At 36.8% G+C, this 25454-nt stretch carries 28 protein-coding genes and 1 pseudogene; 19 read left to right on the top strand and 10 right to left on the bottom strand.

Annotation, left to right across the window (positions count from 1 at the left end; translation table 11 throughout):
- Nucleotides 1–231, top strand: a pseudogene (locus AC11ZT_RS03100) (MDR family MFS transporter); the annotation flags it as partial.
- 82 nt (nucleotides 232–313) lie between these two features.
- On the opposite strand, the gene AC11ZT_RS03095 reads toward AC11ZT_RS03100, so the two are convergent.
- Together AC11ZT_RS03095 and AC11ZT_RS03090 are read right to left on the bottom strand one after the other, a co-directional pair.
- A complete protein-coding gene (locus AC11ZT_RS03095; protein ID WP_484058203.1) occupies nucleotides 314–682 on the bottom strand; it encodes an Hsp20/alpha crystallin family protein in 369 nt (122 codons plus the stop codon).
- 197 nt (nucleotides 683–879) lie between these two features.
- A complete protein-coding gene (locus AC11ZT_RS03090) occupies nucleotides 880–1008 on the bottom strand; it encodes a small acid-soluble spore protein P (RefSeq protein WP_484058202.1) in 129 nt (42 codons plus the stop codon).
- Nucleotides 1009–1128: 120 nt separating this feature from the next.
- Here AC11ZT_RS03090 and AC11ZT_RS03085 point away from each other — a divergent pair, with 120 nt between their 5' ends.
- Nucleotides 1129–1386, top strand: coding sequence for a hypothetical protein (locus AC11ZT_RS03085; protein WP_484058201.1), 258 nt, complete (start codon nucleotides 1129–1131; stop codon nucleotides 1384–1386).
- Between the two features lie 56 nt (nucleotides 1387–1442).
- Here the strand turns inward: AC11ZT_RS03085 and sspO are convergent, their stop codons facing one another.
- Nucleotides 1443–1592, bottom strand: coding sequence for a small acid-soluble spore protein O (gene sspO / locus AC11ZT_RS03080; RefSeq protein ID WP_379967576.1), 150 nt, complete (start codon nucleotides 1590–1592; stop codon nucleotides 1443–1445).
- Nucleotides 1593–2023: 431 nt separating this feature from the next.
- Between sspO and acnA the strand changes: the two genes are divergently transcribed.
- From acnA to tlp, 5 genes are all read left to right on the top strand, one after another.
- Nucleotides 2024–4744 (top strand): aconitate hydratase AcnA, encoded by a 2721-nt coding sequence (gene acnA, locus AC11ZT_RS03075; RefSeq protein ID WP_484058200.1) that lies wholly within the window; start codon nucleotides 2024–2026, stop codon nucleotides 4742–4744.
- A gap of 168 nt (nucleotides 4745–4912) precedes the next feature.
- The gene (locus tag AC11ZT_RS03070; RefSeq protein ID WP_484058199.1) at nucleotides 4913–5467 is read left to right on the top strand and encodes a TlpA family protein disulfide reductase; all 555 of its coding nucleotides are present in this window, start codon (nucleotides 4913–4915) and stop codon (nucleotides 5465–5467) included.
- Nucleotides 5468–5592: 125 nt separating this feature from the next.
- Nucleotides 5593–5727: an FbpB family small basic protein gene (locus AC11ZT_RS03065; protein ID WP_484058198.1), complete on the top strand. Its 135-nt coding sequence runs from the start codon at nucleotides 5593–5595 to the stop codon at nucleotides 5725–5727.
- 56 nt (nucleotides 5728–5783) lie between these two features.
- Complete coding sequence (locus AC11ZT_RS03060) at nucleotides 5784–5918, top strand: acid-soluble spore protein N (protein WP_379967588.1); 135 nt, start codon at nucleotides 5784–5786, stop codon at nucleotides 5916–5918.
- Between the two features lie 108 nt (nucleotides 5919–6026).
- Complete coding sequence (gene tlp / locus AC11ZT_RS03055) at nucleotides 6027–6257, top strand: small acid-soluble spore protein Tlp (protein ID WP_484058197.1); 231 nt, start codon at nucleotides 6027–6029, stop codon at nucleotides 6255–6257.
- A gap of 53 nt (nucleotides 6258–6310) precedes the next feature.
- On the opposite strand, the gene AC11ZT_RS03050 is transcribed toward tlp, so the two are convergent.
- Complete coding sequence (locus tag AC11ZT_RS03050) at nucleotides 6311–7603, bottom strand: glycosyl hydrolase family 18 protein (protein WP_484058196.1); 1293 nt, start codon at nucleotides 7601–7603, stop codon at nucleotides 6311–6313.
- A 109-nt stretch (nucleotides 7604–7712) separates the two neighbouring features.
- Here AC11ZT_RS03050 and AC11ZT_RS03045 point away from each other — a divergent pair, with 109 nt between their 5' ends.
- Nucleotides 7713–8141: an acyl-CoA thioesterase gene (locus tag AC11ZT_RS03045; protein WP_484058205.1), complete on the top strand. Its 429-nt coding sequence runs from the start codon at nucleotides 7713–7715 to the stop codon at nucleotides 8139–8141.
- Between the two features lie 47 nt (nucleotides 8142–8188).
- On the opposite strand, the gene AC11ZT_RS03040 is transcribed toward AC11ZT_RS03045, so the two are convergent.
- A complete protein-coding gene (locus tag AC11ZT_RS03040) occupies nucleotides 8189–8479 on the bottom strand; it encodes a HesB/YadR/YfhF family protein (RefSeq protein WP_484058195.1) in 291 nt (96 codons plus the stop codon).
- Between the two features lie 103 nt (nucleotides 8480–8582).
- A complete protein-coding gene (gene plsY / locus AC11ZT_RS03035) occupies nucleotides 8583–9161 on the bottom strand; it encodes a glycerol-3-phosphate 1-O-acyltransferase PlsY (protein WP_484058194.1) in 579 nt (192 codons plus the stop codon).
- Nucleotides 9162–9441: 280 nt separating this feature from the next.
- On the opposite strand from plsY, the gene AC11ZT_RS03030 reads away from it, so the two are divergent.
- The 6 genes from AC11ZT_RS03030 to AC11ZT_RS03005 all read left to right on the top strand — a co-directional run bounded on the left by AC11ZT_RS03030 (nucleotide 9442) and on the right by AC11ZT_RS03005 (nucleotide 17871).
- Nucleotides 9442–10116: a response regulator transcription factor gene (locus AC11ZT_RS03030; RefSeq protein ID WP_484058193.1), complete on the top strand. Its 675-nt coding sequence runs from the start codon at nucleotides 9442–9444 to the stop codon at nucleotides 10114–10116.
- Nucleotides 10117–10290: 174 nt separating this feature from the next.
- Nucleotides 10291–11481: a S1C family serine protease gene (locus AC11ZT_RS03025; protein WP_484058192.1), complete on the top strand. Its 1191-nt coding sequence runs from the start codon at nucleotides 10291–10293 to the stop codon at nucleotides 11479–11481.
- A 61-nt stretch (nucleotides 11482–11542) separates the two neighbouring features.
- On the top strand, nucleotides 11543–11956 hold the full coding sequence (locus AC11ZT_RS03020; protein ID WP_484058204.1) for a CoA-binding protein: 414 nt from the start codon (nucleotides 11543–11545) through the stop codon (nucleotides 11954–11956).
- Between the two features lie 384 nt (nucleotides 11957–12340).
- Nucleotides 12341–14299, top strand: coding sequence for a DNA topoisomerase IV subunit B (gene parE / locus AC11ZT_RS03015; protein WP_484058191.1), 1959 nt, complete (start codon nucleotides 12341–12343; stop codon nucleotides 14297–14299).
- 2 nt (nucleotides 14300–14301) lie between these two features.
- Nucleotides 14302–16728, top strand: a complete 2427-nt coding sequence (gene parC / locus AC11ZT_RS03010; RefSeq protein ID WP_484058190.1) for a DNA topoisomerase IV subunit A — start codon at nucleotides 14302–14304, stop codon at nucleotides 16726–16728.
- Nucleotides 16729–16818: 90 nt separating this feature from the next.
- Entirely contained in the window at nucleotides 16819–17871 is a 1053-nt protein-coding gene (locus AC11ZT_RS03005; RefSeq protein WP_484058189.1) for a M42 family metallopeptidase, read from the top strand.
- 105 nt (nucleotides 17872–17976) lie between these two features.
- Here the strand turns inward: AC11ZT_RS03005 and AC11ZT_RS03000 are convergent, their stop codons facing one another.
- Nucleotides 17977–18303 (bottom strand): MerR family transcriptional regulator, encoded by a 327-nt coding sequence (locus tag AC11ZT_RS03000; protein WP_379970257.1) that lies wholly within the window; start codon nucleotides 18301–18303, stop codon nucleotides 17977–17979.
- Between the two features lie 239 nt (nucleotides 18304–18542).
- Between AC11ZT_RS03000 and AC11ZT_RS02995 the strand changes: the two genes are divergently transcribed.
- The 3 genes from AC11ZT_RS02995 to AC11ZT_RS02985 all read left to right on the top strand — a co-directional run bounded on the left by AC11ZT_RS02995 (nucleotide 18543) and on the right by AC11ZT_RS02985 (nucleotide 21066).
- Entirely contained in the window at nucleotides 18543–18686 is a 144-nt protein-coding gene (locus tag AC11ZT_RS02995) for a hypothetical protein (protein WP_484058188.1), read from the top strand.
- Nucleotides 18687–19109: 423 nt separating this feature from the next.
- Complete coding sequence (locus tag AC11ZT_RS02990; RefSeq protein WP_484058187.1) at nucleotides 19110–19802, top strand: response regulator transcription factor; 693 nt, start codon at nucleotides 19110–19112, stop codon at nucleotides 19800–19802.
- A complete protein-coding gene (locus AC11ZT_RS02985) occupies nucleotides 19783–21066 on the top strand; it encodes a sensor histidine kinase (protein WP_484058186.1) in 1284 nt (427 codons plus the stop codon). Before AC11ZT_RS02990 ends, AC11ZT_RS02985 begins: the two co-directional genes overlap by 20 nt.
- Nucleotides 21067–21126: 60 nt before the next feature.
- Here AC11ZT_RS02985 and AC11ZT_RS02980 read toward each other — a convergent pair whose 3' ends face one another.
- From AC11ZT_RS02980 to AC11ZT_RS02970, 3 genes are read right to left on the bottom strand one after another with little or no spacing between them, the layout of a single operon-like run.
- Nucleotides 21127–22062 (bottom strand): RnfABCDGE type electron transport complex subunit D, encoded by a 936-nt coding sequence (locus AC11ZT_RS02980; protein ID WP_484058185.1) that lies wholly within the window; start codon nucleotides 22060–22062, stop codon nucleotides 21127–21129.
- Nucleotides 22059–22967 (bottom strand): FAD:protein FMN transferase, encoded by a 909-nt coding sequence (locus AC11ZT_RS02975; protein ID WP_484058184.1) that lies wholly within the window; start codon nucleotides 22965–22967, stop codon nucleotides 22059–22061. The genes AC11ZT_RS02980 and AC11ZT_RS02975 overlap by 4 nt, the downstream gene beginning before the upstream one ends.
- Nucleotides 22968–22994: 27 nt before the next feature.
- Complete coding sequence (locus tag AC11ZT_RS02970) at nucleotides 22995–23528, bottom strand: FMN-binding protein (protein WP_484058183.1); 534 nt, start codon at nucleotides 23526–23528, stop codon at nucleotides 22995–22997.
- Between the two features lie 336 nt (nucleotides 23529–23864).
- Here AC11ZT_RS02970 and AC11ZT_RS02965 point away from each other — a divergent pair, with 336 nt between their 5' ends.
- Together AC11ZT_RS02965 and AC11ZT_RS02960 are read left to right on the top strand one after the other, a co-directional pair.
- A complete protein-coding gene (locus AC11ZT_RS02965) occupies nucleotides 23865–24224 on the top strand; it encodes an ArsR/SmtB family transcription factor (RefSeq protein WP_484058182.1) in 360 nt (119 codons plus the stop codon).
- A gap of 80 nt (nucleotides 24225–24304) precedes the next feature.
- Nucleotides 24305–25454, top strand: a 1150-nt coding sequence (locus AC11ZT_RS02960) for a heavy metal translocating P-type ATPase (RefSeq protein WP_484058181.1), incomplete at its 3' end; no start/stop codon positions are given.

The raw sequence follows: 25454 nt of genomic DNA, 5'->3' as shown, positions 1-25454 counted from the left end.
CATGCAAAAGGGTCTTACTTTGGTGCAATGGGGTTTACTGGGTTTGGAAGTGTGATAGGTCCGTGGCTAGGAGGGATTCTCCTTGAACACTATGGATACCAAAACGGTGGATTTGTATTTTCTCTTGTTGCCACTTTGGGTTTCATTAGTTTCCCAATCTTATTACTCGTTAAGGTTCTTCTAAAAAGGAGAACAAAGCTAATTCAGAATCATACTATTACGTATAAGTAAATACGCATAATCAAAAAGAGACAAGTCGTCTCTTTTTGATAAATAGTATCCATAGAAGTTCCGTTCTAGTAGGTGCATTTGTTTAATTTTCTTTTTGTGTAATTGGCAAGATGTCATTTGAATCGTGCAACACACATTCTGTTTTAGAAATAATGATTTCAAGTAATTTGTTTTCAAAATTTGCAATCATGTTTTTGTTCAAAATATGTTGTGGCAATAGGATATTCCGTCTGATGTTACTACCATATTCTGTTGTAAAAGCGATACTTAAACCAACTTGTGTTTTCTTAATAAAAATGGTTGGGTTACAAGTAGGTATGTTTGCTTCTAAAATGTAGGATTGATTTGTTTCAAATAAATCAATAGGCATAACGGATGATTCTAAGAAAAATTGATGCATCCAATTTTCAAACCCTTCTACTTGTAAGAAGCAATTTTTCTTTGCACGCATGGCGCAAACCCCCGTAAAGTTGAATTCTGACTATTGTATGCAAAAGCAAAAAAAAGGTGAAAGCGTTTTATGGAATTAAAAATAAAATGATAATATGTATTTAACAAGATAATCCAACCACTCTATGTTTTTAATTGAAAAAACGACGAATATATAGAAATTCGTCGTTTTTACGTTGCCTTTCAACATGAAATGAGTTACATGTCGTGATGAGCATTATTTTTTTGGCGTGAATGATTTCGGTTCTTTACTTTGTGAGATCCACTCATTGGCTTTGGCTGTCCGCTATTTTGCTTCTGTTGGTTTTCATTTGTATTCTCTTTCATAACTATCCCTCCTTATTTGTTAATATGGTTGCATTATTTTCTTTTATACCCGTATGCTTTAATCTCAATTGACAAATGCTAGAAAAGATTACAATCCATGAAGGAGGCAAATTGAATACTATGCCCTATCATAAAGACAAACAACAAGCATATCAAGCAGTACAGCAAGGAATGAAGCAAGTTGCAGATAGTTATAGCAGTGTAGAAAACGATGGTCCAAACGTTGGAGCAGAGTTAAAGCATTTGCGTAAAGAAGTAGAAGAAACCTATCAGCAAATACAAAATGCTCTTGAAACGGCGAGTGATACACAACGCCTGCAGCTTGAAAAATATGAACAAGATGTGTATACCATCATGAATCGGATTGATGAAGAGTAAGGAATACCAAAAAGAATGGGCCCCCCTCTAAAGAAGCTAGAAAGGGGGTCCATTTTTCACTGGTTTTTTTTACGCTTTTTATTATTTTGACGTTGTTCGGCAGTTAAGGGTTCATTGCTTAGTTCTTCATTATAACCAGTTCCTTTGCCTTGGGCAGAAGCAGCGTTCATGCCAGGAATGATGTGATTTGCTTTTCGCTTTCCCAAATTGAATCACCTCCTAAAAATAGTATGAGGGACCTGTCCAGACAATATACAAATGTATCAAGAAATCTTCAAATTGGGATAGAAAATTATGGAGTAAAGAGGAATGAAATTACTTGGAAGCGTTTTTTTAGGCTGAAATGTATGATATAGTATAAATGTAATGAAACATTATTGTACACAAAGAATTGCATGCGATTCAATTGAATGCTAATGGGAAGACATTTATTTGTTTGGTTTGTGAATATCTAGGTAGATAAAGCTTTATACATTGTATACGAGAATATGCAATAAGTATTTCTTATCGAAAACTATAAGTTTCTTATTGTTTACTTATGCTCGAAGTTGTAATAAGATAACAAGGTAAAACATTGTAAAATGTATATACAATGTATTTTAGACTTTTTCTCACGTTAACAGGGGGGAATTTATTAATGGCAAAATTAGATCCATTTCACGCAAAAGCTACTTTTACAGTAGACGGACAACCATATCAATATTATCGTTTGAAAGCGCTTGAGGAAGCAGGAATCGGAAATGTTTCTCGTTTACCTTATTCCGTTAAAGTATTGCTTGAATCTGTACTCAGACAAGTTGATGGACGTGTTATTAAAGAAGAGCATGTTGAAAACCTTGCAAAATGGGGAACAAAAGATGTACAAGATATCGACGTTCCTTATAAACCATCTCGCGTAATTTTACAAGATTTCACTGGAGTACCTGCTGTTGTTGACTTAGCTTCACTTCGTAAAGCTATGGCTGACATGGGTGGGGATCCTGACACAATCAATCCTGAAATTCCAGTTGATCTAGTTATTGACCACTCTGTTCAAGTTGATAAAGCTGGAACAGATGATTCATTAAATTTCAACATGGATTTAGAATTTAAACGTAACGGTGAACGTTACAAATTCTTGAGCTGGGCACAAAAATCATTTGATAACTACCGTGCAGTTCCACCTGCAACTGGTATTGTGCACCAAGTAAACCTTGAATATTTAGCACCAGTTGTACACGTTGTAGAAGTAAACGGAGAAAAAGTAGCATTTCCTGATACATTAGTAGGTACTGACTCTCATACAACTATGATCAACGGTATCGGTGTTCTTGGTTGGGGCGTTGGCGGTATCGAAGCAGAAGCTGGAATGCTTGGTCAACCTTCATACTTCCCAGTTCCAGAAGTTATCGGTGTTAAATTAGTTGGAACACTTCCAAGTGGTACAACTGCAACTGATATCGCACTTAAAGTAACACAAGTTCTTCGTAAACAAGGTGTTGTTGGTAAATTCGTAGAGTTCTTCGGTGAAGGCTTACAAAGTATGTCATTAGCTGACCGTGCGACTGTTGCAAACATGGCTCCTGAATACGGTGCTACTTGTGGTTTCTTCCCAATCGATAGCATTTCACTTGACTACATGCGTTTAACAGGAAGAAATGAAGAACAAATTCGCGTTGTTGAAGAATATTGCAAAGCAAATAACTTGTTCTACACTCCTGGTAGCGAAGATCCTATTTACACAACAGTAGTAGAAATTGATCTTTCTACAATCGAACCAAGTCTTTCTGGTCCAAAACGTCCACAAGACTTAATTGAACTTTCAAATATGCAAAGTGCTTTCCGCAAAGCGGTTGTTTCTCCAGTAGGAAACCAAGGCTTTGGCTTTACGGAAAAAGAATTTGACAAAGAAGTAGACGTTACACTAGAAGGCAAAGAAGTAAAAATCAAAACAGGTGCAATTGCAATCGCAGCCATTACAAGCTGTACAAACACTTCTAACCCATCCGTTCTTATCGGTGCTGGTTTAGTAGCGAAGAAAGCAATTGAAAAAGGCTTACAAGTACCTGAATATGTAAAAACTTCTTTAGCTCCAGGTTCTAAAGTTGTAACTGAATATTTAAATAAAGCAGGTTTAACTCCATACCTTGATCAATTAGGATTTAATACGGTTGGTTACGGTTGTACAACATGTATCGGTAACTCTGGTCCATTAGCACCTGAACTTGAAAAAGCTTTTGCAGAAAGCGATCTTCTTGTTTCCGCAGTGTTGTCTGGTAACCGTAACTTCGAAGGACGTATCCATCCGTTAGTAAAAGCTAACTACTTAGCTTCACCGCCTCTAGTAGTAGCTTACGCAATTGCTGGTACTGTTGATATTGACCTTCGCAATGATGTTCTTGGAACAGATAAAGAAGGTAAGCCTGTATACTTCAATGACATTTGGCCATCTGCTGAAGAAGTACAAGAAGTTGTATCTTCTGTAGTAACTGCTGAAGTGTTCAAGAAAGAATATGCAACTGTATTCGAAAACAACCAACGTTGGAACGAAATCGAAACTTCTAACGAAGCATTGTACACATGGGATGACGAATCTACTTATATTCAAAATCCTCCATTCTTTGAAGGATTATCTGCAGAACCGAAAGAAGTGGAAGCAATTACTGGTCTTCGTGTAATTGGTAAATTCGGTGATTCCGTAACAACTGACCACATTTCACCTGCAGGTTCATTCCGTAAGGATACACCAGCTGGTAAATACTTGACTTCAAAAGGTGTTGAACCAGTCGATTTCAACTCTTATGGTTCTCGTCGTGGTAACCACGAAGTTATGATGAGAGGTACATTTGCAAACATCCGTATCAAAAACCAAATCGCTCCTGGAACAGAAGGTGGATTTACAACTTACTGGCCAACTGGCGAAGTGAAATCAATCTATGATGCAGCTATGCAATACAAGCAAGATGGTACTGGTCTTCTTGTAATCGCTGGTAAAGATTACGGTATGGGATCTTCTCGTGACTGGGCTGCCAAAGGTACAAACTTACTTGGTATTAAAGCAGTTATTGCTGAAAGCTTCGAACGTATTCACCGCAGCAACCTTGTATTAATGGGTGTACTTCCACTTCAATTCAAACAAGGTGAAAGCTCTGAAACACTAGGCTTAACTGGTAATGAAACATTTGCTATCCATGTTGACGAAAATGTAAAACCACGTGATTTAATTAAAGTAACAGCTACTGATTCTGAAGGAAAGACAAAAGAATTTGAAGTTGTTGTACGCTTTGATTCTGAAGTGGAAATTGATTACTACCGTCATGGTGGTATTCTACAAATGGTTCTTCGTGACAGATTGAAAGAAGCAAAAGTTTCTCGCTAATTTCATATCGGTAGAATAAATTGATTGGAAAACGAGAGGAGATTTCTCCTCTCGTTTTTTTTATGTTTAACAAAATATAGAAGGATATGTAAAGGGAGGATGGAATTAATACGCATAGGTCCTATCTAACTTGTATACATATATACAAAAAACGGGAGGACGGTTGCGATGATACGAAATATAATAATAATACTTGTGTTTCTATCGATGTCAAGTTACGCGATTTACCAGCAGATTAATGGGCAAAGAGCAATACAACAAAGTGCAGAAACGGAAGTAATTTCGAAACAAGGACTTGAAATAGGGAAAGAGGCACCGAATTTTACGTTACTTTCAACGAATGGAGATCACATTTCCTTATCCTCATTTAAAGGAAAAAAAGTGATCGTAAATTTTTGGGCAACCTGGTGCCCACCGTGTAAAGAGGAAATGCCCGTCTTGCAAACATTCTTCGAGAAAAAGGATGAAAATACTGTATTGCTAGCTATAAATTATACTGTTTCCGAACGTACCAACGGGGAACAGAAAGTTCGGAGTTTTATGCAAGATAACGGTTATACATTTCCTGCATTATTGGATTCCTCTTCTCTTGTTGTAAATACATATCAAATTATGTCGCTTCCTACCTCTTATTTTATTGATTCACAGGGAATCATTCGTCAAAAATATGTGGGAGCAATGACAGCTTCATTTCTGGAACAAGCGATATCTTCGATGCAGTAGGTTTTTCAGTCAATATTTGCATAGAAATGTCTTTGCACTCCAAATAAAATTTGAAATTTTCTAACAAATTGTATAAATGGAATTATTCTCAGTCCATACTACTAGCAATAGGAAGGAGTGAGCATATGAGACAGAATCATCGAAAAACATTTGAAGAGCTTGTTTTGGAAAATAGGATCAAGCTTCTTGCCGACAATGAGGCCATCAGACAGATTGAAGAACGAATTGAAAAACGTTTAGAAATGAGAAATCAAGCATAATCCTTGTATATTGAACAAATGGTCTTAGCATACTATTTAAGAAGGAGGGGAATGTGATGAGCAATCCGAAAAAAAATAGCAAAGATTTTACACCCAACCATATAGGGACAAGAAATATTGAAGCAGGGGGTAACAAAGGAAAGCAAATGCAAGATAAAACTGGGAAAAAACCAATTGTAGACAACGGATAATCAAAACAGGGCGTAATCGTCCTGTTTTTTGATTCGAATAGGTTTGTATATTGTGATGAGTTTTTGACAAACTAAATAAGCAAGAGTTTAGTTTGGAGGAGGATAAGAATGAGAGTAAATAAAGATGATCGAAGTGATAATGTAGAAAAGCTTCAGAGCATGGTACACAATACACTTGAAAATATTCATGAGGCAGAAGAAACCGCACGTCTAGCAAATGAGCATGATAAAGCATCGATAGAAGCAAAAAATGCAAAACGAATGGCAAGTATTGCGCAAATGCGAAATGAAATTCGACAAGAAAATCGACATATGAGTTCACACGATATAGAAAATTAAATGGAAAGGACCTAAATTCTGTTTAGGTCCTTTTTATGACCATGGAAAATACATTATCCCTTTTTTTCTATCGTAAAATTTTCCGTTAGCAGCCTCCAATTTTGGGGCATAGGGAGACCAATCTTCCAATAGCTAATACCACGAATGCCTTGTTCTTTTATAAGATTTAGCTTTGCTTGTATAGAACGAGCATCCTCGAACCAGACTTCATGTTTTTTTCCAGCGCTATCAACATACGTAAAATGAGGGGCTTGTGCCAGGGTATCATACAGAATAGGAACGTTGTGCTCTCTAGCTAGTGAAACCGCTGCTACAGAGCTTAGTGCTTTTGCTGGGGGATTTCCTTCTTTGAATGGCAGCGTCCAATCAAAACCATATAAGTTTTGCCCCATCATTATTTTTTTTGCTGGCATCTCTTTTTTTGCATATTGTATAACCTCTTTTACAGGAATAATAGGTGATACAGCCAAAGGAGGACCACCTTGCCATCCCCAGTCATAGGTCATTATAACTACGAAATCGGCGATGCTCCCGTGCGCTTTATAATCAATTCCCTCTAAGAATGGCCCTTTTTGATTAGAACTTGTTTTTGGAGGCAAAGTAGTACTTAGTGTATATCCTTGTGGAAGTCGATCTTTTACATTCCGTAAAAATTGATTATACGCTTCCCGGTCGTTTGGCGAAACGTTCTCAAAGTCAAAGTGAACATCGCTCATATTATACTTTTTCGCCGTATCTAATATAGTTGTAATCAGCTTATTTTGAACAGTTTTATTAGTTAGTATGATGTTTGCTAAGGTAGGACTAAAATTTCCATTTTCTAAATTGGTAACGACGAGCATCGGTACTACTTTATTTCGTTTTGAAATAGTGATAATATCTTCTAAGTTTGTTGGCATTTGAAGTGTCCCATCTCGGTTTGCTTCAAAACTAAAATAGGCAATGTATGTGATATATGGAGCGATTCCATTCGTCGCTGCTAGTAATGTGTTTTTGATTGGAATAGAAGTAGGCTGCAAATAAGCAATTGCTTCAATTTGCTTTTTTGTTCCTTTTGGAATGTATAACGTTTGCCCACTTGCCAGGTTGGTTTTGATTGAAAGATTATTGGCTTTTGATAATGTACTTACTGGGATATTATATGTGAGCGCAATTTTGTACAATGTATCTCCGGGTTGTACATAGTAGATATTCCCCTTCGTATTCACAAGCAATGATTGACCAACAACAAGAGGCAAACTTGCATCGTAGCCGTTATCCTTTGCTATTTCTTCGACTGTTGTCCCATACTTAGTTGCTAGCTTATAGAGCGTGTCGCCACTTGCAACGACGATGATTTGAATCATAGTGTCCACTCCTTTTTTGGAAAAAAGATATACCGCTTCTATTTTATTTTTTCTGTTGTTGTATTATGATTATTTAGATGGAAAGAAACGGTCAAAGGGAGACGTTATGATGCATGTATCACAGAAAGAAATAGAAGTACGCTATGCTGAAACGGACCAAATGGGAGTTGTGTATCACGCAAATTATGTTGTATGGCTTGAGCTAGGAAGAACTCAGCTTATCGAGGATTTGGGAGTTTCCTACATACAAATGGAACAGGACGGGATTGTTTCTCCGGTTCTAGATTTACAAATTTCGTATCGTAAGGCGATGAGGTATGGTGAAAAGGCACTTGTTAAAACGTGGATTGATACAATAAATCCAGTACGTGTTATCTATGGTTACGAAATATGGAATGAACAAGGTGAGGTTTGTATTACTGCGAAAACAACAAATATCTTAGTGCGTCGGGATACATTTCGTCCAGTATCGTTCAAAAAACTATATCCAGAATGGTATATGGCCTATGAAGCGGCAAAGAAAGAGCTAGAAGCGTAAACGTTTCGGCTTTTTCTTTCTATGTTATAACGGAGTTTTCAGCACTTTTATTTTGTGAAATGAAAAGTAGGATCTTCGTCACCCTTCATGTAGGTAATAGAAAGATCTTGACCATCGAAATACCACTCATCATCTTGCTCAATATAAAATGTAATTCCAATCACGGTTACCTTTGTAACGGCTTGAATAGGTATATCTTTTCGTATGCCAAGAGAGAATCCTTTATGAATGGTACTCTCCCCTCCATATCGTACGAAAAAACATAGTGAATCTTCGTCTTGAAGCAAGAGTTCGTCCTTATACCAGTTTGCTGCATCTTTTGATATGCTTATATTCATTTCATTTCGCCTCCTTTACTAAACACTTCTTTTTCTTGATTATAAAAAATAACGAAAAGAGCTGCTATATATATGCTTAGCAAATTCTCCTTTCGTTAGTATGTTAAAATTTAACTTTTGGTTCAGTTTTATTTAAAATTCGTGTGATGTTGGCCCTATGACGATAGAAGACAAAAAGGGCTAACAATGAAATGGTAAAGAGAAACGGCTTGTCATTAATAATAACACCTGCAATAACCCCTACAATTGCTGCAATCATAGACGATAAGGATACATATTTTGTAGTGAAAAGAAGCACTAAGAAAACAGAGACTAAGATGATAAAAATAATTGGTTGATAAAACAATAGCACACCTGCTGATGTTGCTACAGCCTTTCCGCCGCGAAAATTAGCAAACACGGGATACATATGACCAATTACGGCAACAATACCAAACAAAAGTGGATGAATGGTAAGACCAAATAATACAGGCAATGATGCTGCCAGTGTCCCCTTCAATATATCAGCTGCTGTAACAGTAAATCCAGCTTTCTTTCCTAGCGTTCGGAACGTATTTGTAGCTCCTAAATTGCCACTTCCGTGTTGCCGAATATCTACTCCATAGCCAACCTTTCCAACAATTAATGCAAAAGGGATACTACCAAGTAAATAAGCGACAATAAATAAAACATAAGTAAGCATAAGTTCGATTCTCCTTTAAAAAGGTTCTAACGGTTTTTTCTAAGTCAATCCATCACTTATTGTACCATACAATAAAAAAACTGTGTAAACAACTATCTACTTGAAGTCGAACCGACCTTTCTGTTTGTAAAAGACTGAGATAATCATGATATGATAGAATTATGGAAGTAAACTGATGTAATAGGAAACAAAAAATACAAAGTCATGAATCACTTGGGCAATATTTATATTACAAAATGAGTGAATTTTTTGTTTGAAGTAAGGGCTAGGAGGGAATTATATGAGTAAAACGGTGCTGCTCGTAGAAGATGAACAGCGCCTTCGCGAAATCGTCTCCGATTATTTTAAGAGCGAGGGATTTACTGTGGTGGAGGCTGAGGACGGCAAGCAGGCTCTTTTGCAGTTCGAAGTGCACAACATTGATTTAATCATACTCGATATTATGCTACCTGAAATTGATGGATGGTCGGTGTGTCGTCGTATTCGAAAGGAATCCGTTGTGCCCATTATTATGCTAACTGCACGTTCTGATGAAGAGGATACATTGCTTGGGTTTGAATTAGGAGCAGATGAATATGTTACAAAACCATTTAGTCCGAAAGTTCTTGTAGCAAGGGCAAAAACATTATTAAAACGAGCAGAAGGTTTAATCGGCCAGGATGAAAATATGTTATCACTATGTGGGATTGAAGTTAACAAACTATCTCGCACTGTCATTGTTAATGGAGATGAAATTATATTAACACATAAAGAGTTTGAATTGCTGTTATATTTAATGGAGAATAAAGGGATTGTCTTATCACGCCAGCATTTATTAGACCATCTTTGGGGCTATGATTATTATGGAGACGACCGGACGGTGGATACACATATAAAAAAACTTCGAAATAAACTAGGCGAGCGTGCAAAGCATATTGCAACCGTCATTCGAGTGGGTTATAAGTTTGAAGAATAGAATATTTCATTTCGAATTTTATATGTTCATATAAAAAAGATACGATCTTTAAGTATGAGTTGACCTCCTTTTAGGAATTTCTACAATATTTTTGAAATTCACTAGGAGTTCACAATGAATTCACAGTGCTCTATTACACTAGGATTACAATGTATTTGAGAGGAGAATAAAACTATGGGATACTACGATGAAAATGAGACGGTTACAAGAGAAGATAAAAACGCACGTCCTCGCACAGGAAAAGGATATTTTGTCTCAGGATTGGTAGGTGCATTTATTGGAGCAATTACCATCACTGCTGCGAGTCCGTATATTTCAAATATGCAAAATACAAAGCAGACCCAGCAGGTTCAACAAGTACAGGGGACAGCTATACCGGTTGTGCAAACTACAAAGTCTACAGATATAGCTGGTATGGTAGATGGTGCAAAGGATACAGTGGTAAGTGTGATGAACTATCAAACTACTGATGCTCAATCTAATAAAACACAGCAGACCGGTACAGGCTCAGGCGTTATTTATAAAAAAGTTGGAAATCAAGCATTTATTGTGACAAACAACCATGTAGTGGAAGGAGCAAAACAGCTTGAGGTTACACTTAGTAATGGAAAGAAGCTCCAAGCGAAATTAGTTGGTACCGATCAATGGCTTGATTTAGCTGTTGTACAAATTGACGGAACAGATATTACAAAAATCGCCACATTAGGAAATTCTGATAATATTCGTGCTGGTGACACAGCCATTGCCATTGGGAGTGCACTTGGGTTTGCAGGGACGGTAACGGAAGGAATTATTAGCAGTAAAGATCGTGAGATTCCTGTTGATATTAACGGAGATGGAAAAGAAGATTGGCAAGCACAGGTTATTCAAACAGATGCAAGTATCAATCCTGGTAACAGCGGGGGCGCACTTCTGAATGCTAATGGTGAAGTGATTGGAATTAATTCTAGTAAAATTGCCCAGCAAGCAGTAGAGGGAATTGGATTTGCAATTCCTATTAATGTAGCCAAGCCTACACTGGATGCATTAGAAAAGGATGGTCAAGTGAAACGACCATTTATGGGAATTCAATTAAGCTCATTAGACGAGCTTCCTAGTGTCATTTCTGACCGATTGAAAATACCTAAAGATGTAACAAGCGGTGTTTTAGTAGCTGATGTGACAGCAAATTCTCCTGCTGGTAAGGCAGGACTTCAACGCTATGATTTAATTGTTGGGCTTGATGATCAAAAAATAGAAAATAGCGTTGAATTTAGAAAATACTTGTATGATAAGAAAAAGGTTGGCGATAAGGTAGTTGTTTCATACTATCGTGATGGTCAAAAACAGCAAAAAACAATCATATTAGATGCAATTGCTAATTAGTATAAAGGCTCTTTCTATTGAAAGAGCCTTGCTTAATTGGCTATACTAGAAAAAAGGGGGAATTACTATGCAAAATCCAACACGAGAAGAAATTGGTCAATTATTAAAGAAAAGCAAAACGATTGCTGTTGTAGGATTGTCTGATAATCCTGAAAGAACGTCTTATATGGTTGCAAAAGCGATGCAAGACGCAGGTTACAAAATTATTCCTGTAAATCCTAAAGCAGACTATGTTCTTGGTGAAAAGGCTGTAAAAACGCTTACTGAAATTGAAGGACATGTAGATATTGTCGATGTATTTCGTCGATCTGAATTTTTAATGGAAGTCGCAAAGGATTTTGTTAAAATTGATGCAGATGTCTTTTGGGCACAGCTTGGTTTACAAGACGAAGATACTTATGAATTTTTAAAAGAGCAGGGTTATACAGTAATTATGGATCGCTGTATTAAAGTGGAGCATGCTTTAACAAAATAATGGTATACAAGAATCTTTATTCGTAGATGTATATACGATTGGTAGACCATGTCATGTGAGGAGTTTTTAAAGAGAGGCGAGCTGTTCATGAAATTTTTTCGAGGATGCCTATTAGGAATACTTTTTGTCCTTCCTTTTTGGCTTATTGTTCTGTGGATCATATGGAAAATTTGGTGAATTGTCCGTCTTACCTATTCCTTGGCATTGACAAAGTTCATTTTTTTTGAAATAGTAACGTAGAAGGAATCCTTGTAGCAACAAGGATTTTTCTTTTGAATTACGTCTACATACAATGCGGTGCATACACTTGTCAAGAATTAGGTACAATGGTATGTTATAATAGAAACGTATGTTCTGATTGTTTGTAGGAAGGGAGTAAAGGCTTTGGCACAGCAAATACAATATAACGAAGATGCGATACAAGTGCTAGAAGGGCTCGAAGCGGTACGCAAGCGTCCTGGTATGTATATCGGAAGCACGGATAGCCGCGGATTGCATCATTTAGTATATGAAATTGTAGATAATTCAGTTGATGAGGCATTAGCTGGATTCGGAAATGAAATAATTATAACGATACATAAGGATAATAGTATAAGTGTAAAAGACCATGGACGAGGTATGCCAACGGGTATACACAAAACGGGGAAACCTACACCTGAAGTGATTTTAACAGTACTTCATGCTGGGGGAAAATTCGGCCAGGGTGGCTATAAAACGAGTGGAGGATTGCACGGAGTAGGTGCCTCTGTTGTAAATGCATTGTCAGAATGGCTTGTCGTAACCATTCGCCGTGATGGACATGTTTATCAACAACGTTTTGAAAATGGTGGAAATCCCGTTACCACGTTAGAAGTGACGGGAACAACTAAGGAAACAGGAACGACGATTCATTTTAAACCAGATGCAACTATTTTTAGTACAACTAACTATAACTACGATACATTAAGTGAACGTTTGCGAGAATCCGCTTTTTTAATGAAAAATATGAAAATTGTTTTAAAGGATGATCGTAACGATATTACAGATATATTTCATTATGAAACTGGTATTGAAGCCTTTGTTACTTATTTGAACGAAGAAAAGGTTTCTTTACATCCTGTCGTATTCTTTGAAGGGGAACAAAATGGAATTGAGGCTGAAATTGCATTTCAATTTCATGATGCATATTCAGAGACTCTACTTTCCTTCGTTAATAACGTAAGAACAAAAGATGGTGGAACGCATGAAGTCGGTTTTCGTTCAGCCATGACTCGTGTATTTAATGAATACGCTCGTAAAATAGGTGTTTTAAAAGAGAAGGATAAAAACCTTGAGGGTAGTGATATCCGTGAAGGCTTATCATCAATAGTATCCGTTCGTATTCCTGAAGGTATTCTGCAATTTGAAGGACAAACGAAAGGAAAATTAGGAACGAGTGAAGCGCGCTCTGCAATTGATGCGATTGTTTCAGAAAATCTTTCCTATTTTTTAGAGGAAAATCCAGATGTAGCAGCTATTTTAATTAAAAAGGCCGTAAAGGCATTTCAAGCAAGAGAGGCTGCACGTAAAGCGAGAGAAGAAGCGAGAAGCGGTAAAAAGAAAAAGCGGACTGAAACGTCTCTTAGCGGAAAACTAACACCGGCTCAATCTCGTAATCCACAACGGAATGAATTGTATTTAGTAGAAGGAGATTCAGCGGGTGGGTCGGCAAAACAAGGGCGTGACCGACGTTTTCAAGCAGTTCTTCCACTTCGCGGGAAAGTAATTAATACCGAAAAAGCTAAGCTTGCCGATATATTTAAAAACGAAGAAATTAATACGATAATTTATGCAATCGGAGGCGGCGTTGGTCCAGAATTTTCGGTAGAGGATATTAACTACGATAAAGTTGTCATCATGACTGATGCAGATACGGACGGGGCACACATTCAGGTTCTATTGCTTACATTCTTTTATCGTTATATGAAGCCGCTTCTTGAACAAGGAAAAGTATTCATTGCACTTCCACCACTGTACAAAGTGAGCAAAGGAACGGGTAAAAAAGAAGTGATAGAGTATGCATGGTCAGACGATGAACTAGATCAAGTGACAAAGAAGGTTGGAAAAGGCTATATTCTGCAGCGCTATAAAGGACTTGGTGAAATGAATGCAGATCAATTGTGGGAAACAACTATGAATCCTGAAACGAGAACGCTCATTCGTGTAAAGATTGAGGATGTTGCTAGAGCTGAGCGACGTATTTCAACGCTGATGGGGGATAAAGTTGAGCCTCGACGTAAATGGATTGAACGGAACGTGCAGTTCGGACTTCAAGATGATGCTAACATTTTGGAAAATGAATTGCTTTCAACGGAGGGTGAATAAATATGCCACAAGAAAAATATCGTGATCTCCCTTTGGAGGACGTACTAGGTGATCGCTTTGGTCGTTATAGTAAATATATTATTCAAGATCGTGCACTTCCTGACGCACGTGATGGCTTAAAGCCTGTACAACGAAGAATCTTATATTCGATGTATGTAGAAGGTAATGTCCATGATAAGCCGTTTCGAAAAGCAGCAAAAACAGTTGGAAATGTAATTGGTAACTATCATCCACACGGTGATTCTTCCGTATACGAAGCCATGGTGCGTCTGAGCCAGGAATGGAAACTTCGTAATGTTCTCGTTGAAATGCACGGAAATAACGGTAGCATTGATGGGGATCCAGCGGCTGCGATGCGGTATACAGAAGCACGTCTTTCCCCTATTGCTTCGGAATTACTTCGTGACATAGATAAACAAACGGTAGAGTTTGTTAGCAATTTTGATGATACAAGTGAGGAACCTATCGTGCTGCCAGCAAGTTTTCCAAATCTACTGGCAAATGGTTCTACCGGAATCTCAGCTGGATATGCAACTGAAATTCCACCTCATCAGCTTGGTGAAGTCATTGATGCAACAATTATGCGAATTGATAATGCAATGTGCTCAGTAGAGGACTTAATGACCGTTATAAGCGGTCCTGATTTTCCAACTGGTGGCATTATTCAAGGTATTGATGGAATAAAACAAGCATATGAAACCGGACGTGGGAAAATTATTATTCGTGGTAAAACGAGTATTGAAGACTTACGAACGGGAAAGCAGCAAATCGTGATTACTGAAATTCCATATGAAGTGAATAAAGCAAATCTTGTTAAAAAAATTGATGATTTGCGAATTGATAAAAAACTGGAAGGCATAGCAGAAGTTCGTGATGAAACAGACCGTACAGGACTTCGTATCGTTATTGAACTGAAAAAGGATGCAAATGCAGAAGCTATTTTAAACTACATTTATAAAACGACTGATTTACAAATTACTTATAGTTTTAATATGGTTGCGATTCATAACCGCCGTCCAAAGCTTATGAGTTTGCCACAAATTTTAGATGCGTATATTTCTCATCAGAAGGAAGTTGTTACAAATCGATCCAAGTTCCTGCTAAAACGGGCAGAGGATCGTCAACACATTGTAGAAGGACTTATGAAAGCTTTATCTATTCTTGATGAAGTGATTGTAACGATTCGCAGTTCGAAGGACAAACGGAACGCAAAAGATAATTTAATCGAAAAGTTTGCTTTTTCTGAATTACAAGCAGAAGCAATTGTATCCTTGCAATTGTATCGATTAACGAATACCGATATTACTGCATTACAAAATGAAGGAAAAGAGCTACAGGAGCAGATTTTTGAATTACAGTCAATTCTTGCTAGTGATAAAAAACTTCTTCAGGTAATTAAAACCGATTTGAAACGCGTAAAGAAAACCTATAATGATAACCGTCGTACGGTAGTGGAAGATGAAATTCAGGATATTAAAATTGATATGGAAGTTATGATTCCACACGAGGATGTAATTGTAACGATAACGAAGGAAGGATACGTAAAAAGAACGAGTTGGCGATCCTATAATGCCTCTAGTGGAAAAGGCTTCGGTATGAAGGAAGGCGACCGACTGTTAGCGCGGTTTGATATTCATACGACCGACACGGTTCTTTTGTTTACAAATAAAGGGAATTATATTTATTTGCCTGTGCATGAATTACCAGATATTCGTTGGAAAGATCTTGGAAATTATATTGCCAATATTGTTACCTTAGCTCGTGATGAAATAATAATTAAAGCAGTTCACGTACAAGACTTTGATATAGATAACCGCTATGTATGCTTTATTACGAAAAACGGAATGGTAAAAAGAACGGAATTAAAACAATATAAAGTACAGCGTTATTCTCGTGCTTTAGTTGCTATGAATGTTAAAGATGATGATGAAATTATAAATCTGGTTGTAACAAATGGTACAAGTGATATATTATTCGTAACTCACAATGCTATGGCACTTCGTTTTAGAATGGATGAAGTTACTCCAATTGGGGTTCGTGCCGGTGGAGTCAAAGGAATCGCCCTAAAGGATGATGATTACGTAGTAAAAGGTTTAACTGTAGATGAGGAAGATACCCTTCTTCTTGTAACGCAGCGTGGCGCCTTGAAAAAAATGAAAGCGAATCAAATAGAAAGCTCAAATCGTGCAAAAAGAGGACAATCCATCTTTAAAGAGTTAAAATCACATCCATATCGTATTATCGGATTGGAAAAAGTAGAGAGTACTGAAATGCTTTATGTGAAATCTGAAAAAAATGTAGTAGCACATATTGATACGTCTGGATTGAAGTATAAAGATCGTTACAGTAATGGTACGATTCTATTTGACACAAGTGCATCGGGACAGATAATTGAAGCTTGGATTGAACCGAGTACACTAGATAAGTAGCGGATTTGAAGAAAAACGAGAGTAACTTATCTCTCGTTTTTCTTCGCTTTCATTGATATGATTACTACAGGACAAAAAGGGGGATATTCAATGAGTAGTTTTATCCAAGAGAAAGAAATTATATCGTATATTCAAGATCTTGTTTCTATTCCTAGTCCATCCGGATATACAGAAGAGGCCATTACATATGTGGAGCAATTTGTGAAATCACTTGGGATTCCAAGCCAGCGTACGAATAAAGGTGCCCTTTTGGTTACTTTGCAAGGTGAGGATCATACGAAACATAGATTTTTAACCTCACACGTAGATACACTTGGAGCAATGGTTAAAGAAATTAAGGAGGATGGACGACTTAAGCTTACGATGATTGGTGGCTATCGTTGGAATTCTACTGAAGGTGAATATTGCAGTATTCATACAGCAAATGGCGCAATCTATTCAGGTACGATCTTAATTCATCAAACATCAGTACATGTTTATAGTAATGCAGGAGAAGTAAAGAGAGATGAAGAGAATATAGAGGTACGTGTTGATGCTGTTGTGAAATCGAAAGAGGATACAAAGAAGATTGGAATCTCAGTTGGTGATTTTGTATCCTTTCATCCACGAGTAGAAGTAACGGATACGGGATTTATTAAATCCAGACATTTAGATGACAAAGCAAGTGTGGGTATTTTAATGTATACGATGAAACAACTCGTACAAAAACAAATTACATTGCCGTATACTACTCATTTTCTCATTTCGAACAATGAAGAAATTGGCTACGGCGGTAATTCCAATGTTCCTTTAGAAACAATTGAATATCTTGCGGTTGATATGGGTGCTATTGGTGATGGTCAGACAACAGATGAATACAGTGTGTCTATTTGTGCGAAGGACTCAAGTGGTCCTTATCATTATGGATTACGTAAGCATTTAATTGAACTAGCAAAGCAATATAATATTGCCTATGCAGTAGATATTTATCCTCATTACGGATCAGATGCATCTGCAGCGATTCGATCTGGTCATGACGTCATCCATGGTTTAATTGGACCAGGTATTGATGCATCCCATGCTTTTGAACGAACCCACGAACAAGCATTGCATCATACTGCTTTGCTAGTGTGGCATTATTTGCAATCTGAAATGGTGAGATAAAGGCTTATTTCGTAGTGTAATTCCGTAAATAAAAAAGTAGTATCCCTCTTAAACCAGTAAGGAAGGTACTACTTTTTTGCTTTTTATAAGTATTTTTTATGTGGATTAGGGCATTTTAGAAATACCGAATCTTGCGTTCAATTGGCCGCGTATCATTTTATCACGTACGGCTTTGTCATCTAATTGCTTTTCTTTCTTCAACATGTCTTGTCTAATCTCAAACGTTTGAGCACCTTCTTCCATTTTTTCAACAATATCCATTAATTGTTCCACATCATGAAAGGAATATTTCCGGGTGCCCTTTTTAGTTCGCTCAGGAAAAATTAACTTTCTTTCCTCATAGTACCGAATTTGGCGTTCTGTTAATCCCGTAATTTCACTAACAGTACCAATCGTTATTACTTTCTTATACTTATAGGAATCATCCTTCATTATCAATGTAATCCCCCTCCTACAACCATTCCTTCTATCTACTACTATACTCAACAATGTTACGAATTGCGATGTCTTTGTTAGATTTTCTAACATGGTATTCGCATAATATCGGAAAATGTTTGTAAGATTTGTTGACAAAAACGAAGAATTTGAAGGGGGTTTCACATACAATATACACATGAGAAGATGAGAAAGGAAAACATTATATTATATATGTCACGAAAGGAAGATAACAGATGAAACATATAGATGATAAATCGAAACAAATAGCTGAGAAGATAATAGAATTAGATTTACTTCGAGATGAACTATTCGAACAACTAATCGTACTTGCTGGAAACGATGCTTACCATCTATTGAGAACTCTTCAAAATAGTTAATCAAAACTATATAGTTACGGTTTTACTTGTATAGAGATTTTATAAACATAAATTGGTAGTCAAAAGCCTTCCTCAATTGTATAAAATAGAAGGTGTGGGTATCTACCAAGTTTCCGATCGTTGGGTAAATACTTTAACATTAACAGAGTTGAAACAAGTATATGATTTGTACCAAAAAGTCAAATCGAATATACAGAACTAATAAAATTATATATGGAAAATTAATATATGAAAAGAAATAAATACTATTTTGAGCTTATATGTATCATTCAATTGTTATGGGTGTAGAAGGAGAATGGAGTTGTCCTTTACACCCATTTTATTTTGTCAGATTAGAAAGATAAACATCTACAGATAGGTTCGCTAAATTAGAACGGCTGATTTATAATGGAAGTAGAGTTATTTATAGTATGGAGGTAGGGTATGAAGCTGTTAGTAGTAGAAGACGATAAGCCACTTTCTGATGGAATCGTGAGTGTTTTACATGAAGAAAATTACGAAGTAGATATTTGCTTAGATGGAGAGGAAGGCCTCTATTTAGCAAAACAAAATATTTATGATGCAATTATTCTTGATATAATGTTACCTTCCGTTAGTGGTATTACAATTGTGAAAACAATACGCGCAGAAGGAATAAAAACACCGGTTTTACTTCTTACTGCAAAAGACAGTGTGGAGGATCGAGTTAAAGGATTGGATGCAGGAGCAGATGATTATGTAATTAAACCCTTTGCTGTGCCAGAATTGTTAGCACGGGTTCGTGTTTTACTACGGGCAAAAGGGATTAGTAACGAACGAGAGGTCTCCTATGGTCCGCTTAGGCTCAATAAGCAGGAACATGATGGATATGCAGCGGACATAAAATTAAACCTAACCGTAAAAGAATATGAACTTCTCGAATATTTCATTTTAAATAAGGAACAAATTTTACCACGTGATCAAATTTTAAATCGTATTTGGGGTTTAGAATCAGATGTAGGGTTAGGTGTTGTGGATGTGTATGTTCACCATCTCCGCAAAAAATTAAGTGTTTGTATGCTAGATTCTTATATTTGCACAGTGCGCGGAATTGGTTTCATGCTGAAAGGGATTAGTGATGATGTTTCAGAAAACTAAAAACAGGCTCGTTTTTTTAAATACGATTGTGTTATTTTTTGTGTTTTGTACATTTGGCTTCGTTCTGTATATCTACATGCAGCATATTGTAATGCAAGATCTTACTGATAAGCTTACGACTATGCGCGAGGAAGTACAACAAGAAGGAATTGATAAATTAATAAGTGAACATGATCAAAAAAGAGAATCAGAACGGAGTATTGTTTATCTATTATGGGGTGAAAATGATCAATTTATAAAAGCAATCCCAGAAAAGGCTGTTTTTCCGAATGATTTAGATGATTTAAAGCCATCGGAATATGCGAATCAATCTGTAGTCAATCGAAAGATAAATGGGCATACATATGCAATATTATCAGTTCCGATATCTTCAATTAAAGAACAAAGCAAGATACCAGTAAAATATATTCAGCTAGTATTAAATATTGATACAGAAACCAATGTTTTAGGGCGTCTGCTCATGCTAGTTATTGTAGGTGGTCTGTTAAGTCTGGCGTTTTTTGTGTTTGCTGGTATTTTTCTTGCAAAAAGATCCCTTATTCCAATTCAAAATTCATGGGAAAAGCAAGCACAGTTCGTTGCAGATGCTTCACATGAATTACGTACACCTCTGTCAGTTATTCAAACTCATTTAGAGCTTTTGTTCCGTCATCCTAAGCATACTATTGAGCAGGAAAGTGTAGCAATTTATACAGTGCTACAAGAAACAAAGCGGATGAACAAGTTAATTGCAGATTTATTAACTCTTGCACGTTCAGATTCAAATCAGCTTCAAATCGACCGTGAATTATTTTTATTGGATGAGTATGTGAATCAGATTGTGCAACAATTTGAACCAATTGCAGAGTTGAAAGAAATCACATTAATTGTAGAAAATGAGAAAAACCTACAAATTTCTGCGGATAAGGAACGTATTCACCAATTATTGGTTATTCTTTTCGATAATGCCATAAAGTACAATAAGAAAAATGGAACTGTCACTGTAAAAGGGAAAAAAGAAGGAAAGTATATAGTACTTACAATTTCTGATACGGGAATGGGAATTGCTCCTAGTGATCTTCCTCATGTTTTTGATCGTTTCTATCGCGGTGATAAGAGCCGAAATCGCTCTGAAGGAGGTACAGGATTAGGTTTGTCCATAGCAAAATGGATTGTAGAAGCACACGAAGGAGAAATAAAAGCAGATAGTAAGCAAAATGTGGGGACAAGTATAATTGTTAAGCTTCCAATACGTGCTCACGATACAAAGCCCGTCTATAAATAGACGGGCTTCTACAGAGCGGTTAGTCCCCTTGCTAAAGGAGACTGATTGCTTTTTTATTTATTAATGCGCTGATACAGCGCGGCTTTGTTTTGTGGAATGTTTCGTTTCTTTTATGGGTTTCAACGCTCTCCATGCTTTCCAGCCATTTGCTACGAGAAGACCAACTAATAAGAAGGTAAGACCGCCTACAACGAAATACGCAGCAACACTACATAATGCAGTAAGGATTCCAAACATTACTTGGTCCTTGTTTTTCGCTGGTGAAGTAGGAGGATCAGTAAGCATAAAGAAAGCTAAGAAAAGTGCTGAATTAATGTAAGGAACGCGTAATAAATCGCCAACCGTTCCAACCTGCATGAAAGCAAGTGCTAGGATTAAAAGAAAGTACATGCCTAAAAAACTGAACACTTGTGGAAATTTATTTACCTTTTGTGTGACCCAGTATCCTGTGATGAGCAAGAACAAGATACACCACCAAGGTAAAAGTGACATCCCGCTCCACCAACTTTGTGGACTTGCTAATACAGTGCCAATGATAAAGAGCCCGAATGTTGCTGGATTAAAAATAGGTTTTTTCTTGGAACGAAGTAAATGTTTAGAAAGAATGGCTACTACCGTTGTAAGTGCTGTAATGCCCCAACTATTCATAGGACTTAGTACGCCAGCAATAATAATCCCTGTTATAATGCCACCTTCAGGAATGGATATCTTTCGTTTTTGAATCAAGGCTGCTCCTATATCTAAAATGGAAGCAGTAACGATAGCGACGATTGTATTGATGAATCCGTCATGTGCTCCTGATGTCAATTGTGCAAGCAAGAGTAAAATAACTAATGCAGCGAGAACTATATGCTTCGGTGTTTTTAAAAAGGATAAACTGGTATCTTTTTTTCTTCGATTTGCTCTCGTTTCGTTGATAACCACATACCCGTTTGGAGTACTCATATATTTCCGTTTGGCTTCATTCTCTTTATAGGTTTGATCATTTGGTTTCATAACATATACTCCTTCATTCCTTTAGTCATAATCATTTCTTTTGTTGATGTAATCCACATTCCATCAAGATTTACATCTTCAAGCAGTTCGGCTCCCTTTGAACCCTGCAGAAAGGCTACTGTTGAGAAGGCATCCGCCAGCATTGTAAACGGAGCAACGACTGTGCAACTTACTATGTCATGTGGTGAATCACCCGAATGTGGATTAATGAGATGGTGTGTATTGGGACGGACATGACTCAATCTTTCGTAGCTACCCGACGTGCAAATGGCGGCATTACTTAGCTGTAAAGAGCAAATTGTCTTGTCTTTGTGAAATGGATCTTGAATGCCAATCGTCCAAGGTTCATCTTGTTCATTTGTACCTCCGATGAAAAGATCACCACCAGCATCGATGTAATATCCTTCGAATTCACTTAATTCCTTAGCCGCTAAATCAACTGCTAATCCTTTTGCAATTGCACCTAAATCAAGAGTTAGAGGTTTTGTAAGCAGAATGGTACGTTTTTGTTCATCAAGCAATACGTTTAGATAGCTTATATTTGATGGGGTATTATGTGTTGAAACAGTTTCCCCAGTTAAATAATTTGTATTAAATCCGTAAGCTTCTAACGTATGACCAATTGTTGGGTCAAACAGCCCAGTTGTTAACTTCGCAACCTCTAGTGAGAATCGAACTGCTTCAAAAAGTAAATCACTTGTATGAACAGCTTCTTCGACTGTTGAAGAAAGCTTACTTAACTCACTTTGTTCATCAAATCGACTGCATGTTGTTTCAACAGCAGAAATGGCTTGGAAAGCTTGGTTTATTTTCTGCTCTGCCAATACCGGACCTAAGGAAGTAACAACCTTGATCGTTACAATTGTCCCCATTTGAAGCCGTGTTTTTGTATAGGTTTCCTTCATTGTTCAATCTCCTAATAATCGAAATTATTATGCATTTTTTGCCTTTTGTAAGGCACCCATTACAGCTTTTTCAAAATCATTCGTACTTTTCGTTGCACCGCTCACTACATCAACTTGAGCACTTTGTCGGCTAACAACTTGTTGAGGTAACCCTTTAATATAAGATTCAGGATAAGATGTTGTACAATTTGTAATATCGACTGTTGTAATTTTATCGTTTTTAATAGTAACGGCAACCTCTACAGAGCCAATATTATTTGTTCCCATGCCTGTATACGTACCATCTTTGTATGTTGATGTCTTAGCTGCAGCAGTCGTCTTACTACTAGATGAAGTTGTGGATTGGACTGCTGATCCATTATTAGTTGAAGTTGTGGATTGAGCTGTACTAGTTTGATTTGCCGTGTCAGTATTAGTTGTTTGTGAATTTTGTACTTGCGATGAAAGTGCGTTTTGAATTTCGGTTGAAGCTGCTGATTGTGTTGCTATATATCCAGAAGTATAAATAATTCCAATCGCCGCAGAACATAGTACAATCATTTTATTTCCCATTTTAGCCATTATGTAATGACCTCCTGTTTGATGAAGTTTGTTTTGATGTATATAACATATCGAATGTTTCTTAAAAAAACATTAAGATTAAATGATTTTTTTAAAAAAATATTTTATATATAAAAATAATGTTCGTACATTAGAAGTAAAAAAGGAGAGCGTTAATCCTTTTCGGATCATGTACAAACTCAATAGTCCGAATATTCCTGAATTGAAGAAAGATGATATAACGAGATATTTTTTTCTATGTACAAACGTGATGCATTGACATGATTAAATTCAAACTCATATAATAATATTATATAAACATATGAGTAATTGTTCATACGTTAGGATGTGAATTGCATGGCAGAAATAAAAGAAGAAAAATGTTTGAAAACAGTCATTCATAAAGATGTGATTCATAAGGTGAAGCAAAGTATGCCAAGCGATACAAACCAAAGAGCAGTAGCCGAGCTATTTAAAGTACTTGGAGATTATACGAGAATGCGGATTCTTACAGCATTAATGGCTGAAGAAATGTGCGTGTGCGATTTAGCGTGTATGCTTTCGATGACACAATCTGCTATTTCCCATCAATTGCGAGTATTGAAACAAGCTAAACTTGTGAAAAATAGAAGAGATGGGAAAGTTGTCTATTACTCATTAGCGGATGATCATGTAATTGCTATTACGAATCAGGCGTTTATTCATGTGAATGAATAGGAACCTTCACTGCTAAATCAGCCAATTTACTACACATCAAAATTAGAAAAATGATAACCCGAAAAGGGAGAGGGATACCTATGAGTAAACAGGAATTTTTACTTGAAGGATTAGATTGTGCGAATTGCGCTGCAAAAATAGAAGAAAATGTAAAACAATTATCAGGTGTTTCTTCGTGCTCTGTTAATTTTATGTCCCGAACGCTAACGCTCGAAACGACTGAAAGTGATGATGCGGTAATTGATAAAACAAAAACCATTGTTAAAACAATAGAACCAAACGTACGTATGAAGGAAAAATATGAAGAAATGAGACTATTATTACAAGGTCTGGACTGCGCTAACTGCGCCTCTAAAATTGAAGACAAAGTGACACATTTAGATGGTGTCCGAAACGTTTCTATGAATTTTGTAGATAAAACATTATCCCTGCAGACAGAAATTGAACGAAAGCAAGAAACACTTGCAAGAGTAAAAAAGATTGTAGCGGAAATTGAACCAGATGTGAAAGTTATGCGAAAAGCTAGGGAACAAAAAGAAGAATCGATGGCTATTCCGTATCGATTACTTATGGGTTTTATTCTCTTTACTATAACATTTATCTTTTCATTTTCTGCACCAATCAAGTTTGTTCTCTTTTTACTTGCATACGTTCTCACAGGAGGAGATGTTGTTACAAAAGCTGTGAAGAATATTGTTCGAGGAAAATGGTTAGACGAAAACTTTTTAATGACCATTGCAACAATTGGAGCTTTTGCAATAGGGCAATATCCAGAAGGAGTTGCCGTCATGCTTTTTTATCAAGTAGGGGAGTATTTTCAAAGCTTTGCGGTTCATAGAAGTAGAAAATCGATTGCCTCCTTACTCGATATTCGTCCAGATTATGCAAATATTATAAAAGAGGATTGTATGAAGAAAATATCTCCTTCCGAAGTGCAGATTGGTGATTTTATTCTGGTACGTCCAGGCGAAAAAGTACCTTTAGATGGAAAAGTAGTAGATGGGGTATCATTTGTTGATACGTCTGCTATTACAGGAGAATCAATTCCGCGTGAAGTGATGCAGGGCAGTGTTCTGTTAAGCGGGTTTGTGAATCAAAATGGATTGCTAACGTTGCAGGTTATAAAAGAATACAATGACTCGACAGTTATGAAAATTCTTGAACTTGTACAAAATTCAGGAAGTAAAAAAGCCCATGCAGAAGCGTTTATTACGAAGTTTGCACGTGTTT

Source organism: Ectobacillus sp., assembly GCF_056992975.1.
The sequence above is the reverse complement of the archived record's forward strand: the minus strand, read 5'-3'. Positions and strand labels throughout refer to the sequence as shown.

Excerpts from the sequence above, each read along its gene's own strand:
- AC11ZT_RS03095 (WP_484058203.1), bottom strand. The coding sequence starts at position 682 with ATGCGTGCAAAGAAAAATTGCTTCTTACAAGTAGAAGGGTTTGAAAAT.
- AC11ZT_RS03090 (WP_484058202.1), bottom strand. The coding sequence starts at position 1,008 with ATGAAAGAGAATACAAATGAAAACCAACAGAAGCAAAATAGCGGACAG.
- AC11ZT_RS03085 (WP_484058201.1), top strand. The coding sequence starts at position 1,129 with ATGCCCTATCATAAAGACAAACAACAAGCATATCAAGCAGTACAGCAA.
- acnA (WP_484058200.1), top strand. The coding sequence starts at position 2,024 with ATGGCAAAATTAGATCCATTTCACGCAAAAGCTACTTTTACAGTAGAC.
- AC11ZT_RS03070 (WP_484058199.1), top strand. The coding sequence starts at position 4,913 with ATGATACGAAATATAATAATAATACTTGTGTTTCTATCGATGTCAAGT.
- AC11ZT_RS03065 (WP_484058198.1), top strand. The coding sequence starts at position 5,593 with ATGAGACAGAATCATCGAAAAACATTTGAAGAGCTTGTTTTGGAAAAT.
- AC11ZT_RS03060 (WP_379967588.1), top strand. The coding sequence starts at position 5,784 with ATGAGCAATCCGAAAAAAAATAGCAAAGATTTTACACCCAACCATATA.
- tlp (WP_484058197.1), top strand. The coding sequence starts at position 6,027 with ATGAGAGTAAATAAAGATGATCGAAGTGATAATGTAGAAAAGCTTCAG.
- AC11ZT_RS03050 (WP_484058196.1), bottom strand. The coding sequence starts at position 7,603 with ATGATTCAAATCATCGTCGTTGCAAGTGGCGACACGCTCTATAAGCTA.
- AC11ZT_RS03045 (WP_484058205.1), top strand. The coding sequence starts at position 7,713 with ATGCATGTATCACAGAAAGAAATAGAAGTACGCTATGCTGAAACGGAC.
- AC11ZT_RS03040 (WP_484058195.1), bottom strand. The coding sequence starts at position 8,479 with ATGAATATAAGCATATCAAAAGATGCAGCAAACTGGTATAAGGACGAA.
- plsY (WP_484058194.1), bottom strand. The coding sequence starts at position 9,161 with ATGCTTACTTATGTTTTATTTATTGTCGCTTATTTACTTGGTAGTATC.
- AC11ZT_RS03030 (WP_484058193.1), top strand. The coding sequence starts at position 9,442 with ATGAGTAAAACGGTGCTGCTCGTAGAAGATGAACAGCGCCTTCGCGAA.
- AC11ZT_RS03025 (WP_484058192.1), top strand. The coding sequence starts at position 10,291 with ATGGGATACTACGATGAAAATGAGACGGTTACAAGAGAAGATAAAAAC.
- parC (WP_484058190.1), top strand. The coding sequence starts at position 14,302 with ATGCCACAAGAAAAATATCGTGATCTCCCTTTGGAGGACGTACTAGGT.
- AC11ZT_RS03005 (WP_484058189.1), top strand. The coding sequence starts at position 16,819 with ATGAGTAGTTTTATCCAAGAGAAAGAAATTATATCGTATATTCAAGAT.
- AC11ZT_RS03000 (WP_379970257.1), bottom strand. The coding sequence starts at position 18,303 with ATGAAGGATGATTCCTATAAGTATAAGAAAGTAATAACGATTGGTACT.
- AC11ZT_RS02995 (WP_484058188.1), top strand. The coding sequence starts at position 18,543 with ATGAAACATATAGATGATAAATCGAAACAAATAGCTGAGAAGATAATA.
- AC11ZT_RS02990 (WP_484058187.1), top strand. The coding sequence starts at position 19,110 with ATGAAGCTGTTAGTAGTAGAAGACGATAAGCCACTTTCTGATGGAATC.
- AC11ZT_RS02985 (WP_484058186.1), top strand. The coding sequence starts at position 19,783 with ATGATGTTTCAGAAAACTAAAAACAGGCTCGTTTTTTTAAATACGATT.
- AC11ZT_RS02980 (WP_484058185.1), bottom strand. The coding sequence starts at position 22,062 with ATGAAACCAAATGATCAAACCTATAAAGAGAATGAAGCCAAACGGAAA.
- AC11ZT_RS02975 (WP_484058184.1), bottom strand. The coding sequence starts at position 22,967 with ATGAAGGAAACCTATACAAAAACACGGCTTCAAATGGGGACAATTGTA.
- AC11ZT_RS02970 (WP_484058183.1), bottom strand. The coding sequence starts at position 23,528 with ATGGCTAAAATGGGAAATAAAATGATTGTACTATGTTCTGCGGCGATT.
- AC11ZT_RS02965 (WP_484058182.1), top strand. The coding sequence starts at position 23,865 with ATGGCAGAAATAAAAGAAGAAAAATGTTTGAAAACAGTCATTCATAAA.